The organism is Pseudoalteromonas rubra (assembly GCF_000967655.1).
GTDB lineage: Bacteria > Pseudomonadota > Gammaproteobacteria > Enterobacterales > Alteromonadaceae > Pseudoalteromonas > Pseudoalteromonas rubra_A.
In genome coordinates, this window is record NZ_JXYA01000032.1 from 1 (window position 1) to 15,289 (window position 15,289).

The 15,289-nt window shown below is 48.8% G+C and carries 13 protein-coding genes; 6 read left to right on the forward strand and 7 right to left on the reverse strand.

What is annotated here, in order from left to right; genetic code table 11:
- The first annotated feature begins 212 nt into the window (after nt 1-212).
- Nucleotides 213-1,064: an HDOD domain-containing protein gene (locus tag TW77_RS14320; RefSeq protein WP_046005749.1), complete on the forward strand. Its 852-nt coding sequence runs from the start codon at nt 213-215 to the stop codon at nt 1,062-1,064.
- A gap of 63 nt (nt 1,065-1,127) precedes the next feature.
- Here the strand turns inward: TW77_RS14320 and metK are convergent, their stop codons facing one another.
- A complete protein-coding gene (metK, locus tag TW77_RS14325; RefSeq protein ID WP_046005671.1) occupies nt 1,128-2,279 on the reverse strand; it encodes a methionine adenosyltransferase in 1,152 nt (383 codons plus the stop codon).
- A gap of 361 nt (nt 2,280-2,640) precedes the next feature.
- Here metK and tkt point away from each other — a divergent pair, with 361 nt between their 5' ends.
- The 3 genes from tkt to TW77_RS14340 all read left to right on the forward strand — a co-directional run bounded on the left by tkt (nt 2,641) and on the right by TW77_RS14340 (nt 6,345).
- Nucleotides 2,641-4,635 carry a transketolase gene (gene tkt / locus TW77_RS14330; RefSeq protein WP_046005672.1) on the forward strand — a complete coding sequence of 665 codons (1,995 nt, stop codon included), beginning with the start codon at nt 2,641-2,643 and terminating at the stop codon, nt 4,633-4,635.
- Between the two features lie 371 nt (nt 4,636-5,006).
- On the forward strand, nt 5,007-5,381 hold the full coding sequence (locus TW77_RS14335; RefSeq protein ID WP_046005673.1) for a hypothetical protein: 375 nt from the start codon (nt 5,007-5,009) through the stop codon (nt 5,379-5,381).
- Nucleotides 5,382-5,934: 553 nt separating this feature from the next.
- Nucleotides 5,935-6,345, forward strand: a complete 411-nt coding sequence (locus tag TW77_RS14340) for a hypothetical protein (RefSeq protein ID WP_046005674.1) — start codon at nt 5,935-5,937, stop codon at nt 6,343-6,345.
- 185 nt (nt 6,346-6,530) lie between these two features.
- Here TW77_RS14340 and TW77_RS14345 read toward each other — a convergent pair whose 3' ends face one another.
- Complete coding sequence (locus TW77_RS14345; RefSeq protein ID WP_046005675.1) at nt 6,531-7,307, reverse strand: hypothetical protein; 777 nt, start codon at nt 7,305-7,307, stop codon at nt 6,531-6,533.
- A gap of 262 nt (nt 7,308-7,569) precedes the next feature.
- Between TW77_RS14345 and TW77_RS14350 the strand changes: the two genes are divergently transcribed.
- A complete protein-coding gene (locus TW77_RS14350) occupies nt 7,570-9,018 on the forward strand; it encodes a RimK family protein (RefSeq protein WP_046005676.1) in 1,449 nt (482 codons plus the stop codon).
- A complete protein-coding gene (locus TW77_RS14355; RefSeq protein ID WP_046005677.1) occupies nt 9,018-10,127 on the forward strand; it encodes a GNAT family N-acetyltransferase/peptidase C39 family protein in 1,110 nt (369 codons plus the stop codon). The genes TW77_RS14350 and TW77_RS14355 overlap by 1 nt, the downstream gene beginning before the upstream one ends.
- A 66-nt stretch (nt 10,128-10,193) precedes the next feature.
- Here the strand turns inward: TW77_RS14355 and TW77_RS14360 are convergent, their stop codons facing one another.
- The 5 genes from TW77_RS14360 to pdxA form a co-directional block, all read right to left on the reverse strand.
- Nucleotides 10,194-12,209 (reverse strand): methyl-accepting chemotaxis protein, encoded by a 2,016-nt coding sequence (locus tag TW77_RS14360; RefSeq protein ID WP_046005678.1) that lies wholly within the window; start codon nt 12,207-12,209, stop codon nt 10,194-10,196.
- A 113-nt stretch (nt 12,210-12,322) separates the two neighbouring features.
- Nucleotides 12,323-13,120, reverse strand: a complete 798-nt coding sequence (locus TW77_RS14365) for a symmetrical bis(5'-nucleosyl)-tetraphosphatase (RefSeq protein ID WP_046005679.1) — start codon at nt 13,118-13,120, stop codon at nt 12,323-12,325.
- The gene (gene apaG, locus TW77_RS14370; protein ID WP_046005680.1) at nt 13,120-13,509 is read right to left on the reverse strand and encodes a Co2+/Mg2+ efflux protein ApaG; all 390 of its coding nucleotides are present in this window, start codon (nt 13,507-13,509) and stop codon (nt 13,120-13,122) included. Before apaG ends, TW77_RS14365 begins: the two co-directional genes overlap by 1 nt.
- Nucleotides 13,493-14,299 (reverse strand): 16S rRNA (adenine(1518)-N(6)/adenine(1519)-N(6))-dimethyltransferase RsmA, encoded by an 807-nt coding sequence (gene rsmA / locus TW77_RS14375; protein WP_046005681.1) that lies wholly within the window; start codon nt 14,297-14,299, stop codon nt 13,493-13,495. The genes apaG and rsmA overlap by 17 nt, the downstream gene beginning before the upstream one ends.
- Nucleotides 14,296-15,288: a 4-hydroxythreonine-4-phosphate dehydrogenase PdxA gene (gene pdxA, locus TW77_RS14380; RefSeq protein WP_046005682.1), complete on the reverse strand. Its 993-nt coding sequence runs from the start codon at nt 15,286-15,288 to the stop codon at nt 14,296-14,298. Before pdxA ends, rsmA begins: the two co-directional genes overlap by 4 nt.
- Nucleotide 15,289 lies beyond the last annotated feature (1 nt).

The window sequence follows — 15,289 nt, forward strand, 5'->3', positions numbered from 1 at the left end:
AATTTGCTTAATTAAGTGTTCTATCTTGAGGCGAGAAAATAGGGTCGATAACCAAGCAAAATTTGCGGGCCACTGTCTAAGGTATAGGGTCTAAATGAGAAATTTTTAACGCCGTTAGCGCCATATTTGCTCCGTCAAATTGAACAGGTATTAAGTGAAATTGGTATATATCGTCTACACTAAAACCAAACTAGCCTGACGTGTTTGCTGTTATGCTCAATATCGATGAAAAAACATTAGCGGAGCTGCGCTCCGGGTTTAACCTGCCCGCCAAGCCTGAAATTCTGGAACACATACAGAACGAACTCAACAGTGATGAGCCCGAGCTTAATCGCGTTGCCAATATTATTTCGCAGGACGTCGCCACGTCTGCCGCCGTCTTAAAAGTCATTAACTCACCGGCCTATGGGATGTCCAGAACCGTGTCGGACATTAAACAGGCGGTGATGTTTCTGGGGCTCAATAGTATCACTCAGATAGTGACAGGCTATTTGCTTAAGGAAGCATTTGATCAAAGCTTGTGCTGTATTTCGTTGGAGCGGTTTTGGGACAATGCCATTGATATCTCTCAAATAGCTATGCTGATCGGAAAGCGAGTGCGCGCCAATGTGCCGGTTGAAAACTTGCAGCTGCTCGGTTTGTTTCATGATGCGGGTATACCCGCCATGGCGATGCGCTACGACAACTACAAAGAAGTGATGACCCGCGCCATTCAACGTCCTGAATACACACTGGCATGTTACGAGGAGCAGCTATATCCGACTAACCACGCGGTGGTCGGGTACTATCTGGCCAGCTCCTGGAATATTCCCAAGCCCATGTGTCAGATCATACTGCGTCACCACGACCCGCTGTATCTGGACGAAGCGCATGACGAGAGTGAGCAACAGGCGTTTGCTATTCTCAAGTTGGCCGAAAATCTGGCTTTTGAGGGCAAGTACTTTCGAAATTGTGCAGACTGGCATGCTTTTAAGGATAAAATAATGATTGTTTTGAATATTCACGATGACGAATATGTGGATATCAAAGAGGATATTGAAGAGTTTCTGATTTCCGGTAACTAATTATTCTGGTTTTAACAAAAAAAGGCGCCGTAAGGCGCCTTTTCTGTAAATCTACCTATACAATTACAGGCCAGCAGCAGCTTTAAGCGCTTCTGCTTTGTCCGTTGCTTCCCACGGGAAATCGTTACGACCAAAGTGACCGTATGCCGCAGTAGGCTGATAGATAGGACGTTCAAGATCAAGCATAGTGATCAGGCCGTAAGGACGCAGGTCGAAGTGCTCACGGATCAAGTCAATCAGACGCGCTTCTTCCAGTTTACCGGTGCCGAAGGTTTCAACACTGATAGACGTCGGTTCAGCAACACCAATCGCGTAAGATACCTGGATCTCACATTTGTCAGCCAGACCTGCAGCGACGATGTTCTTAGCAACATAACGCGCAGCATAAGCCGCTGAACGGTCAACTTTTGATGGATCTTTACCAGAGAATGCACCACCACCGTGACGTGCCATACCACCGTAGGTATCTACGATGATTTTACGACCTGTCAGACCACAGTCACCCATTGGACCACCGATAACGAAACGACCAGTTGGGTTGATGAAGAATTTAGTGGCTTCAGTAATAAGCTCAGCAGGTAGTACCGGCTTGATGATGGTTTCCATCACAGCTTCAACCAGGTCATCCTGAGAAACAGAGTCACAGTGCTGAGTTGACAGAACAACGGCATCGATACCAACCGCTTTGCCATTCTCATATGCAAAAGTTACCTGAGATTTTGCATCCGGACGTAACCAAGGCAAAGTACCGTCTTTACGTACTTGTGCCTGACGTTGAACCAGACGGTGTGAATAAGTAATTGGTGCAGGCATTAACACGTCAGTTTCGTTACAGGCGTAACCAAACATCAGACCCTGGTCACCCGCACCTTGTTCTTCAGGACGAGTACGGTCAACACCCTGATTGATATCAGGAGACTGCTTACCTATGGTGTTCAGGATTGCACACGAGTCAGCGTCAAAGCCCATGTCTGAATGGGTGTAGCCGATTTCACGTACGGTTTTACGCGTTAATTCTTCGATATCAACCCATGCGCTGGTGGTGATTTCACCGCCGACCATGACCATACCGGTTTTTACGTAAGTTTCACACGCAACACGTGCTTTTGGATCTTGCTCAAGGATAGCATCTAGTACCGCATCAGAGATCTGATCGGCGATTTTATCCGGATGACCCTCAGAAACAGATTCAGAAGTAAATAAATGTTTTGCCATTGTATTTATGCTCACAAATATTGCGCTTCACAAACTACAGGAATAGCGCGAAAAAAACAGAACGGTATAGTATCGAAAACACACCCGGCTGCATAGCTTTTTTACGCCTAGACGTCCAAATTTCAACCTTTGCGAAAAACGCAGTAAAAAAGTCCCCAACGACACCAAGATTTCATTGATTTTTAATTGCAGTGGTTACCCTAATAGGTAAGAATGGGGACCAATTTTCTAATCGAGTTACCTGCATTTCGGCGTGTCATGCATTGAATTGCCACCAACTAAGGCAAACGTGACCGCGTCGCCACACGGGTATATTAGGTACAGATTTGCCACTCAAATGACAAAAAAAGTAGGAGACTTCATGCCATCTCGCAAAGAACTTGCAAATGCCATACGCGTTCTGTCCATGGACGCAGTTCAAAAGGCCAAATCCGGTCACCCGGGTGCCCCTATGGGTATGGCCGATATCGCAGAGGTATTGTGGCGCGATTATTTAAAGCATAACCCAAATAATCCAGATTGGGCCGATCGTGACCGCTTTGTACTATCTAATGGTCATGGTTCCATGCTCATTTATTCTCTGTTGCATTTGTCTGGCTATGATCTGTCTATTGATGAACTGAAAAACTTCCGCCAAATGCACTCTAAAACACCTGGTCACCCAGAATATGGCTATGCACCGGGTATCGAAACAACCACAGGTCCACTGGGGCAGGGGATCACCAATGCCGTAGGCATGGCGATTGCCGAAAAAGCACTGGCAGCACAGTTTAACCGTGACGAGTACGACATTGTTAACCACTACACCTATGCGTTCCTGGGCGATGGCTGTTTGATGGAAGGTATTTCTCACGAAGCCTGTTCACTGGCTGGCACACTGGGCCTGGGCAAGCTGATCGCGTTTTGGGATGACAACGGCATTTCTATCGACGGTGAAGTTGAAGGCTGGTTCAGTGACGACACACCTAAGCGTTTTGAAGCCTATGGCTGGCACGTGATTGCAGATGTGGATGGCCATGACAGCGAGGCTATCAAAGCGGCTATCGAAGCGGCTCGCGCAGAATCAGACAAGCCAACGCTTATTTGTTGTAAAACGGTAATTGGTTACGGCTCACCAAATAAGTCGGGCAGCCACGATTGTCACGGTGCACCACTGGGTGATGATGAGATCAAAGCAGCACGCGAATTCCTGGGCTGGGAGCATGGCGCGTTTGAAATCCCTGAGTCTGTTTACGCAAAATGGGATGCCTCTGCACATGGTCAGCAAATTCAGAGCGAATGGCTGGTTAAATTTACTGAGTACCAGATGCATTACCCTGAGCTGGCAGCAGAATTTGAGCGTCGTACTAAAGGCGAGCTGCCTGCTGACTGGGCGCAAAAAAGCGCTGAGTACATTGCCCAGCTACAGGCCAACCCGGCTAACCCGGCAACCCGTAAAGCGTCACAAAATGCACTGAATGCATTCGGTCCTCTGTTACCAGAATTCATGGGTGGCTCTGCGGACTTGGCGGGTTCTAACCTGACACTGTGGGATGGTTCTAAAGGCCTGACAGCAGATGATGCCTCAGGCAACTACATCTTCTACGGTGTACGTGAGTTTGGTATGTCGGCCATTATGAATGGTATTGCTTTGCATAAAGGCTTTATTCCTTACGGCGCAACCTTCCTGATGTTTATGGAATACGCTCGTAACGCAGTACGTATGGCAGCACTGATGAAGCAGCCTAGCATCTTTGTTTACACCCACGATTCAATTGGTCTGGGTGAAGATGGCCCAACGCACCAGCCGGTAGAGCAGCTGGCAAGTATGCGTATGACCCCAAATCTGGTTAACTGGCGCCCGTGCGACCAGGTTGAATCAGCGGTTGCGTGGCAGCAGGCTATTGAGCGTAAAGACGGCCCTACGTCACTGGTATTTACCCGTCAGGGACTTGAGCAACAGGCGCGCAGCGACGAGCAGCTAGCAGCCATTAAGCAAGGTGGTTACGTACTGAGCTGTGACGGTGAGCCGGAGCTTATCCTGATTGCAACCGGTTCAGAAGTGCAACTGGCAGTGGAAGCTGCGGCGCAGCTGCGTGACAGCGGCAAGCGCGTGCGTGTTGTGTCTATGCCATCTACCGATGTCTTCGATGCACAATCTGCTGAGTACAAAGAGTCAGTATTACCAGCTGCGGTAACACGTCGTGTTGCAATTGAAGCAGGTATCGAAGACTACTGGTACAAGTACGTTGGCCTGAATGGCGCGGTTGTTGGCATGAGCACCTTTGGTGAGTCAGCGCCTGCTGCTGAGCTGTTCAAGCACTTCGGCTTTACGGTTGAGAATGTGGTCGCCAAGGCGAGCGCTCTGTTCAACTAAGCTAGAACACGAGTATTGAAAAAGCCGTTCAGGGAAGCCTGAACGGCTTTTTTGTGTCCTGGATAAAAGCGGTTTAAAAAGTACGGTGACTGTTTACCCAGCCACTCCAACCGGGAGTTACCCAGAATACAATACAGAAGCATCTATATAGAAACATTGTGTTAATATAGGTACAATTAAAATTACTAACCAGACTCACCTTTAGTCACATGCACCAAAAGCAGTGGTAGCTTGCTATATATATGGCATCACGGCTGCGGCGCGTTTTGGACTAGAGCTGCTGGTGGTATTTTAAGCAATTAAATACTGCAACAGAGTTATTTAGGCTCTGACTCACCATTAGGTTTTTATATTTTTATAAGGATAATTTAGTGAAGATCATAAAACAACTATCAACTTGTACGCTCTTTTTCTCATGTTTCGCGCTGGGAAGCGTCTCTTTTGAAGCACCTAGAGTCTCAAGATATCAACTTGTTGAACAAATTAGTACCGGAACTGGTGCGACTTATGTGACCTTTAAAAAAGCAACTTTAACCGGTTGTGCTGAAGACAAAGGTGGGTATTTACAACCGACTTGGGCAGAGGCCATGGGCGGTGAGCCAAAGCACCATGAAGGGGATCGAATGCTGTCGCTTTTGCTCACAGCGAAGGCCACTAACAGTGAAGTATTCGAGGTTGTGTACCATGTAAATAAAAATGGTACAGGCCGAAATAAATGTGCTATTTCAAGCATCACAATAAAGTAAAATCGTAACTGTTCGATTGGGCAAGCTGGCAAGAATCCAGGGTAAATCCGCTTAGCATGATAGTACTTTTGGTTAGAAAAATTAGGGTCACCTCACTTTTATCCTGATTGTGCTAGCCCCCATGGAGGTAGGTGCCTTCGTGGGTGGCAAAGACGTACTGAAATGGCTGGGTCTTTTGGGGGCACCTACCCAAACCGGGCGAATGAATTTTTGTTAGCTGGAAACGAAACCCTGGTTATGAAGGACTATCGGGAACGAGCTCAATATGACACTTGTTGTTAAAGAGCAAAAGCTCGTTACAAAAAATATGGATGAGTGTATTTAAAAAAACCAGGTGTTAATAAGACCGAAGGTTTAGAAAGGGTAACTTATCAATTTAAATCAGGGTATAAGTTATCTTTGCTCGCACCCATCGAAGTCACAGATGCTATTATAAATGATTCTATTTATAAAAAATCAGTTTCTTGGAGTTCGTGGTGAAGTTCGTAATTAGGTTGAGCCACACTCTGGTGGGAATGGTAAATACGACTAGGGTAAATTAAGAGTATAGATAATGAAGCACTTGGAAAATATTATGTATCTGGCATTAATAGATTTCATGAGCTTCTTTTTTCTTGCTTTAGCTAGGTGGCCGATAACTGATTTTTTTAATGGTATTTTTCATGTGCTAGGGGCTGCTGTTTTTTGGTTTGCTTTTAATCTACTCGTTTTTGGCACTTATATCTTTAAGTATGGGTTAGCTTTTTGGCTATTTAGGCTCAAGGTAAACCGCATTATCACATCTACCTTTTTGATGCTTATGATGGTTTTCTTATTTGACTCTTTTAGTGGCCAAGTTATGTTATTTGACTTTATTGACGGTGCTTATAGTGACCAAAGATATCAGCTCCCCTTTCAAATAGCGGGGTTTATTTCTGTTTATTTTGTCATGAGGCGGATCGAGTTACAGCATACTAAGTCATAAAAGTTCTAAGACCTATATGAACGTTCCGGCTATGTTCAGCCGATTAAGTCTGCGGGGTGGCGAATTTTCGCTAACGTACTCTCTGTATTACGAAATTTGGCAAGTCACTCTTATGGGGTCCTCGGTACTCGAACGCATGCATTGAAAAAGCCGTTCAGGGAAGCCTGAACGGCTTTTTTGTGTCCTTAAAAAATGCCTCTTAATACTTCTTCCGGCGTAAACTGTACGGTAAGGGCGGCGTTAAGTGCCAGCTCGCTTTTATCCCGGTTATACCAGTCTGCATGCAGGTAGGTGCCTTCTAGGGTGACAAAAACGTATTGAAATGGCTGATATTCTGTACTCAGGCTTAGTCCGTAATTGCTGCTGGTTTGTTCATATAAGGTACCGGTGAGGCAGGTTGGCTGGCAGCGACTGTGATGGTGTTCCGGGTTATAGCTAATATCCAGGTTACCATGTTGGTAAAACAGGCTGCCATATACCAGCCACTGTGGTGTTAGTCGGTATCCGCTGATCCAGGCAATATCGTACAGGGCCAGGCTCTGTGCGTACTGGTTGCCCCGACCGTCGTTGCCTTCGCCATTCGCTGATGCATGATATGCCACCGTGATAGCATGGGAGACGTTACCTGGCCTTGCATTTTCGCGCGAGTCTCCTGACAGCTGATACTTAAGGCCATAGCCAAGGGTGGGCGCTTGCGGGCTGACCTCGAAATTGAATTCAAATCCATGGCTTAGTGAAATATCTGCCCCCAGGTACAAGTCTTCTTCGTCGTGGATTGGTGCACTGGTATCCTTGGGAATGACGTTGGTTTTGTTGGTGCCCAGCTTGTAGTTGATGACCAGCGGTGTATCCGCGACTTCCGGCGCATCAAAGCGCGCCAGGTGGGAGTGCACCGCTGGAGGGGTGGAACAGGCACTCAGCAATAGGGTGGTAATGAGCGCCAACGGTGTTGTTTTTTTCATTCTTTTTTACTCCATTAAAAGCGGCGTTAGTGTGCAGGATTGTCCCTTAAAATACAACTTTATAGGCAGCGTTGAGCACACTGGCAGGAGCGCCTTCTCTATGAGAAAAGAATTGTTCATCTTAAGCATCAAAATTGATCGTTTGCTATGAGTTAGCTTTTTACATACAAATAGCGTCATACCGGTTGCAAAACCATGATAAGAAGTGGCCTGGCGTACTAAGCTTAAAAGCATAACAGGCCGGGTCATACTAAGGACTAAAATGTTGTCTACGCTATTTGTTGTTGATCAAAATGCAGATATCTTGCCACTGAATGACAATGTGGTGACTTTCGAAACCTACCTGCAAGAGTATCCCAAACTCGGTGAATCTAAGCTCAGAGTCATTAACCTGTGTGACTGCCGTCGATACCTCAGCCAGGGCTACTATTGCTCCTTGCTGGCAGAGGCGCGTAATCATCAGGCGCTGCCGAGTGTTAAAGTGATCAATGAGCTGGGTGATGAGGGCTGCACTGTGTATTTGTCTCAGGCCTGGTGCACGCAGCAGGGTATTGCGGTGTCAGAGTCCTTGTCATTGCTGATCTGCATGGGTGAAACACAACAGACGGAATATACCAAGCTGGCTGCGCACTTGTTTGCGCAGTTTCAGGCGCCGTTACTCACTGTGCATGTTCAGCCTCAGGGCAACGGGTTACAGGTGCAGGTATTGCGCAGCGATTTCTCAGCAATTGAACAGGACGAACTGGCATTTTGTACGCAGGTGCTCAGCCGGGTCCATGCAATGCAGTGGAAAAAGCGCAAAAGCAGCAAAAAGCATCGCTGGGATCTGGCTATGCTGGTTGATCATCAGGAACAGTTGCCGCCGAGTAACAAAAACGCTGTGAGTCGGTTTGTGAAAGCCGGGGCCAAGCTGGGTATTAAAGTCCATCTGGTTGAGGCGGCTGAGCTGTATAACTTAAGCCAGTTTGACGGCTTGTTTATCCGTGAGACCACAGCCATTGACCATCATACTTATCGCCTAGCCCAGGAAGCAGAGCAAAAAGACTTAGTGGTGATTGACGACCCCAGCTCTATTTTACGCTGCTGCAATAAAGTATTTTTGCACGATGCGTTTAACTATAAAAAAGTGCCTTCACTGGAAACCCGCTTTGTCAGCCAGTGCTCGGAAGCGGTAATAGACGAGTTGGTTGAACAGTTATCACTGCCTATGGTGTTAAAAATGCCGGAAAGTGCGTTTTCTAAGGGCGTGTACAAGGTAAAAACCAAAGAAGAGCTGCAATTTCGGTTGAATCTCTTATTGGGCGAGTCGGCCATTGTGCTGGCCCAGGCGTATTTGTACACCGATTATGACTGGCGCATTGGGGTACTGAACGGACGCGCCATTTACGCGTGCCGCTATCATATGGCACGTAATCACTGGCAGATCTATAACCACAGCTCAAAACGTAACTTTTCGGGTGGGTTTGATACGTTACCGACCTTTGAAGTCCCTAAGGCTGTGCTGGGCGCCGCACTGAAAGCGGCGGCCGTGGTAGGTAATGGCTTGTATGGCATCGACATTAAAGAGCATGAAGGCAAGGCCTATGTGCTGGAAGTGAACGATAACCCCAGCATTGATCAGGGTGTCGAAGACAAGTACCTGGGCGATGAGTTGTATATGCAGATCATGTCTGAATTTTTGCGCCGTCTTGAAGCGAGAGGTAAAAAGTAATGTTGCAGGCCTGTATGGTGGTTGAAAAAGCCCAGCCAGCGGATTTAGCCGAACTGGTTGAGCTGGAAGCACGCTGCTTTAACAGCGACAGGCTTAGTCGCCGCCAGTTTAAGCATCATATCGGGTTTGAGCACAGTCTGTTGCTGACGGCCCGGCTGGCAGGTGAGCTGGTGGGCTATGGGCTGCTGTGGTTGCATCAGGGAACACGACTGGCACGTTTGTACTCACTGGCGGTATCGCAGGAGCACCAGGGCAAGGGCATTGCCAGGCAGCTAATGGCTGAACTTGAGTCCCAGGCGGCCCAATTGGGTTGGCTGTATATGCGGCTGGAAGTGGCCAGGCGCAACACGGCAGCGATCGCCCTGTACAAGAAACTGGGTTACAGGGTGTTTGGCGAATATCATAACTACTACGAAGATCACGATGATGCACTGAGAATGCAAAAGTGCATTCGCAAGCGCACTGAACAGGTGACTTTGCAGGTTGCGCCCTGGTATCAACAGACGACAGAGTTCACCTGCGGGCCGGCGTCTTTGATGATGGCGATGGCCAGCATAGATCCGGGTTGCATGGGCGATCAAAGCCTGGAGCTGGAGATCTGGCGTGAAGCTACGACCATTTTTATGACCTCGGGGCATGGGGGGTGTCACCCCTTTGGCCTGGCACTGGCCGCAGAAAGGCGCGGCTTTGCCACAGAAGTGGTGGTCAACACGGCCCAGCCTTTGTTTATTGATGGGGTGCGCAACGAGCAGAAAAAACAGGTGATGACGCTGGTACACGAGCAGTTTAAGCAAGAGTGCGAATATCGGGATATCCCAATTCAGTGCACCAGCCTTAAACTTGAACAGGTAGAGCAGTGGTTGTCTGAGGGCAGTTCGGTGTTGGCCTTGATCAGTACATACCGGTTAAACGGCAAAAAGGCACCACACTGGGTGTTAATCACCGGCATTGATGCTCTGTGCTTATATGTCAATGATCCGGATGTGGAAGAGGATCAGGAAGCAATCGATTGCCAGCAGGTGCCGATTGCCCGCGAGGACTTTGAAAAAATGGCCACCTTTGGCGCGAGCAAACTGAGTGCCCTGGTGGTGGTGCATGAGTCTTTCTGACCAGATACAGCGTAATGAAAAGGGCCGCTTATTGAGCGGCCCTTTTACATTCAGTATCGACTGAGATCAGACTCGGAACTGATCAACCGACTGCCTTAGCTCTTCGGCCAGCTTGGCCACTTCAGAGCTTGAGATAGACGTCTGGTTTGCGCCCTCAGCCGTTTGTTCGGCGATGGTCACGATGGACTCCAGGCGTTCACTGATCTCCTGAGAAACCTGCTGCTGCTCGTTGGCGGCATTGGCAATTTCCTCACTGACGTCGTGTGCACGCGACACCGCATCTGTGATTGAGTTGAGCGCTTCATTCGCAACATCACTTTGGTGAACACATGATTCAGCCTGCTGCTGGCCTTTCGACATCGCGCTGACGGCTTCTTCGGCGCCGCTTTGCAGCGACTCGATCATGGCCTGGATCTCCTGAGTTGACTCTTGCGTCTTGCTGGCAAGCGAGCGAACTTCATCAGCAACCACCGCAAAGCCACGGCCTTGCTCACCAGCACGGGCCGCCTCAATGGCTGCGTTCAGTGCCAGCAGGTTAGTTTGCTCTGCAATGCCGCGAATAACATCCAGGATCCCGCCAATGGCTGAGCTGTCCTGATGCAGTTTGTTGATCACCTGAGACACAGCCTCCACCTCGTGAGCCAGTTGCTCAATGGTGTGCTTGTTGTCCTGAGAAATGCCTTTGACTCGCTCGGCTTCTTTATCGGCGTTTTTGATCTCTTGCAATGCCTGGTGCGCACTGTTGCTAACGCCATGCGCTGTGCTGCTCATTTCTGTGGTAGCCGTCGCTGCTTGTTCAACCTGAGACTGCTGGCTCTTAATCGCCTGGCTCGACTCTATAGTGATGGCCGAAGTCTCTTCAGAGGCTGCTGCCAGCTGAGTGGAGCGTGACACGATACCTGTAATGAGTTCACGCAGGCTGGCGATGAGGCTATTACAGCTGCGTGCCAGTTCGCCAAATTCATCTTTTGCCGAGTCATCCAGGGTTTGCGTCATGTCGCCGCGCGCTACGATATTTAGTACCCGGTTTACTTCAGCCAGAGGTTTAGTAATGCGGCTGACGGTCAAATACGCAATCACAATGGCTAACAGGGCTGCCATGATCATGCCGACCCAGGTCCACATATTAGCTGAGGTTACATCTGCTCGTACTTCGTCCTGAATATCAAACGCCAGTTGCTTAGATTGCGCAACCAGCTCGCCAAGTTGTTTGAGTGCCGCATTGGTGGTGGTCTCCGCAGCGTCCAGCTCGGTGCGGGTTTTTTGTCTTGCCGCGATCAGCTGACCGACATTGCCGGCAATACCATCTGCGCCTTTTAATTGGGTAAGCAGGTCGTCATAATATTGCTGCAAGTCGTCTGCCAGGGTGCTGTCGAGCTGCGTGACCGTGGTTGTCATTAGCGCCATATTGCGTTCCAGCTCTTCGAGCACATAGGCCTGTTCTTTTGTGACAATATCCAGCGTATTACGCTCTTTGATGGTCATCATATCTGTGCTGGTGGTCACCGCAGAGCTGAACAGGTTTTCCAGCTTGGTGGCGGCCTGATAAGCGCGGCCATCCGTGTCCTGCAAGCCATCTAAGTCGAGAATATCGAGCACCACAGTGGTGGCATCTTCGGCCGCCATTTCGGTATCTTCAAGTTGCTGTTTAAGGGTTTTTACCAGCATCAGTTCGCGGGCTTTGTTGCTGAGCAAGTCCTGCACTGAAGTAGAAAATTGCTTAAAGCTGGCCTCGACCTGGCGTTTACTTTGTGCCAGCCCGGGGTCCTGGTCAACCACAGCACCTAACTCAGAAAAGGTTTTATTAAACGCTTGCTGGCGTTCGTTAAATTTAGCCTTGAGTGAATTAAGTTCATCAGGTGACTGGGTAAAGTAACTGCCCTGAGCCAGTTTACTCATTTGAGTAAATTCAATCTGTAAGGCAGCACTGCTGTCCAGAGCGGGCAATGAGAGCGAATTAACCAGTCTTGTGGAATTATCAATATTGGCGATCCTCAGCAGCGAGTTTCCTCCGATCATCAACAGGAGCAGAGTGATTATAATAAAACCACCCCAGATACGTTGGCTTACAGTCAAATTCATACGGGTACCATCAAATTAAAGCTGAATGAATGCTTATCGGATTTATTGCGCGATAGTTAAGTATTTTATAGCAGATGTGAATTCAAAATTCAGTAAAATCGGCCGAGAAACAGTTAATTGCTCGAAATTTGCTCGTTTGAGTCTAAATCAAGCAGGGTCATGGGTCCGCCCCATACACAACCTGTATCTAAAGCAGTGACATTGGGTATATTGGTGATGCCCTGCAAAGCAGCCCAGTGCCCAAAAAGGTAACGGTTTGGGTCGTCCTGAAAGCGCGGGTGGGTAAACCAGGGTCGCAATTCGCCTGCATCATCCAGCGTGCCCTTATTGTCAAAATCCAGATGCCATTGAGGCGTCAGAAAGCGCATTCGGGTAAACACATTGACGATGGTGTTGAAGCGGCTTTGCTCATCTTCGTCGAGCAGCAATCGGGGCTCTTTGCCATACATGGCACTCAAAAACGGCTTGGCTTCTTCGCCCATATATTTTTGCTGGGCCCAGCGGCCCAAGGTCAGCGCTTGGTCAATCTGCCAGTGCGGGTGAATGCCAGCATGAGAAATAAAGGTGTGATATTTTTCAAGATATACGCACAGTGGCTGAGCGCGTAAAAAGCGCAGGTAATCTGGCAGTTTACTGTGTTGATACAGGGCGTCGAGTTTATCTTTGGGATTGGGAGTTTTGCCTTGCAACACGTTGCAGATCAGGTGCAAATCGTGATTACCCAGTGTAATGGTGACGCAGTCCTGATGGCGAAACACAAACTCAAGGCAGCCGAGCGAATCGGGACCCCGGGCAACAATATCGCCAACCAGATAAAGGTGATCTCGGGCTGGGTTAAAAGCAACTTCCTGCAATAGCTGCTTTAACGGGGCAAAGCAGCCTTGCAGATCGCCCACCACATAATTGGCCATTAGTGCAGGATATCCGGACGACTCAGTCTGAATACCTGAATGGGGGCGCGAAACTCAGTGCCAAACTCGTTGCGCATTACGTAGTAGCCTTCCATGGTACCGACAGGCGTATCTAATACGGCACCGCTGGTGTACTGGTAACTTTCACCCGGGCGAATAGTCGGTTGTTCGCCCACTACGCCGTCGCCTTCAACCTCGGTTTCTTTGCCGTTGGCGTCGGTGATAAGCCAATAACGGCTTTCCAGTTTGGCATTGCACAAGCTGTGATTTTTAATGGTAATGGTGTAGGCAAAGACGTATTTGTCTTTGTCTGGCTGAGATTGACCTTCAACATAGAAGGTCTCTACAGATACTTTGATCGGTGAGCCGATCTCACTCTTTGTTGTCATAGATCCAGTTTGCTATCTCAATAAATTGCGAAAGGGAAATATTCTCGGCACGTAAACTCGGGTCAATTCCGAGGTCGCTCAACTGCTCAGCTGTCATCAGGTTCGACAAACTGTTGCGCAGTGTCTTACGTCTTTGATTGAAGGCTTCAAGACACACGGTATTGAGTACTTTGGTGCTCTTTGCACTACGTTGTTGTGCATCTTTGGGGATCAGTCTGACCACCGCTGAATCAACTTTTGGCGCTGGCTTAAAGCACGTTGGTGGTACCTGGATCACTGGAATGGCGTGACAGTAGTATTGTGTCATCACACTCAACCGCCCATATGCCTTAGTGCCTGGCCCTGCGACCATGCGATTGACCACTTCTTTTTGCAGCATGAAATGCATGTGCTCGACCTGATCTGCAAATTCAAACAAATGAAACAGCAGTGGGGTAGAAACGTTATAAGGCAGGTTACCAAAAATCTTCAGCTTTGCGTCGCCTTTAAGCAGCGAAGAAAAATCAAACTTCATGGCATCGCCCTGATGCACCGTCAGTTTAGGCCCTAAAAAGGGGTGGTGGATCAGGCGCTCGGCCAGGTCACGGTCCAGTTCTACAACAGTTAGCCGGTCACTGAGTTCTACCACGGGCTCTGTGATGGCACCTAAACCTGGGCCAATCTCTACCAGGTTGTCTGTGGGCTTAGGATCGATGGCCGTGACAATCTTATCGATGATATTGCTGTCGTTAAGGAAGTTTTGGCCGAAGCGTTTACGGGCTCGGTGGCCCAAGTGTACTTTATCTGTCATGAACTCTGTGTTTTCTCGGTGGCGAGCTTAATTGCTTCGCGGATCGCTAATTCGAAACTACCGACTTCGGCGTTGCCACTGGCGGCGAGATCAAGTGCCGTGCCATGGTCAACAGAAGTGCGGATAAAGGGCAATCCGAGGGTAATATTAACCGAATTGCCAAATCCTTTGTATTTTAACACAGGTAAGCCCTGATCGTGATACATTGCCAATACGGCATCGGTATTTTCCAGATATTTTGCCTGAAACAGGGTATCTGCGGGCAGTGGCCCGACAAAATGCATACCCTGTGCATTGAGCTCGGCTAACACCGGCTCTATGGTGTCGATTTCTTCATTGCCCAGATGGCCACCTTCGCCCGCATGGGGGTTCAGGCCACATACCAGCACATTGGGCTGTTCAATACCAAACTTGGTTTGCAAGTCCTGGTAAAGAATATGCGCAACCTTAGTCAGGCGCTCATGGGTAATGGCTTTTGACACATAAGCCAGCGGAATATGCGTGGTGACAAGCGCCACGCGCAGCCCTTCGGTGGCCAGCATCATCACCACATCGGGCGTGTTGGACTGTTGAGCAAAATACTCCGTATGACCACTGAACGAAATACCGGCGCGGTTGATAATGCCTTTGTGAACAGGCCCGGTCACCACCGCATCAAATGTACCGTCCATATTCTTTTCTGAGGCAATACGTAAAGTATCCAGTACATACTGGCCATTGCGCTCGTCCAGCTCTCCGGCGATAACGTCACAGCCTCTGTCTACCTGGAGGTAATAAATGCTGCCTGGTGGCGCAGCCTCAGCAGGCGCTGAGGGGTCGAACGGGATGAGCTCAATTTTCGTATCAAGCTCCCTGGCACGCTGTAGCATGATGTCTTTATCAACAACGGCGACCAACTGTGCTGGCCAGTCGTGTTGCGCCAGCTTGATGACCAAATCAGGCCCTATCCCTGCCGGTTCTCCGGGGGTGATTGCGATTCTTAAACTCATC

Bases quoted from the DNA above. Each gene is read 5' to 3' on its own strand.
- TW77_RS14320 (WP_046005749.1), top strand. From the start codon at position 213: ATGCTCAATATCGATGAAAAAACATTAGCGGAGCTGCGCTCCGGGTTT.
- metK (WP_046005671.1), bottom strand. From the start codon at position 2,279: ATGGCAAAACATTTATTTACTTCTGAATCTGTTTCTGAGGGTCATCCG.
- tkt (WP_046005672.1), top strand. From the start codon at position 2,641: ATGCCATCTCGCAAAGAACTTGCAAATGCCATACGCGTTCTGTCCATG.
- TW77_RS14340 (WP_046005674.1), top strand. From the start codon at position 5,935: ATGAAGCACTTGGAAAATATTATGTATCTGGCATTAATAGATTTCATG.
- TW77_RS14345 (WP_046005675.1), bottom strand. From the start codon at position 7,307: ATGAAAAAAACAACACCGTTGGCGCTCATTACCACCCTATTGCTGAGT.
- TW77_RS14350 (WP_046005676.1), top strand. From the start codon at position 7,570: ATGTTGTCTACGCTATTTGTTGTTGATCAAAATGCAGATATCTTGCCA.
- TW77_RS14355 (WP_046005677.1), top strand. From the start codon at position 9,018: ATGTTGCAGGCCTGTATGGTGGTTGAAAAAGCCCAGCCAGCGGATTTA.
- TW77_RS14360 (WP_046005678.1), bottom strand. From the start codon at position 12,209: ATGAATTTGACTGTAAGCCAACGTATCTGGGGTGGTTTTATTATAATC.
- TW77_RS14365 (WP_046005679.1), bottom strand. From the start codon at position 13,120: ATGGCCAATTATGTGGTGGGCGATCTGCAAGGCTGCTTTGCCCCGTTA.
- apaG (WP_046005680.1), bottom strand. From the start codon at position 13,509: ATGACAACAAAGAGTGAGATCGGCTCACCGATCAAAGTATCTGTAGAG.
- rsmA (WP_046005681.1), bottom strand. From the start codon at position 14,299: ATGACAGATAAAGTACACTTGGGCCACCGAGCCCGTAAACGCTTCGGC.
- pdxA (WP_046005682.1), bottom strand. From the start codon at position 15,288: ATGAGTTTAAGAATCGCAATCACCCCCGGAGAACCGGCAGGGATAGGG.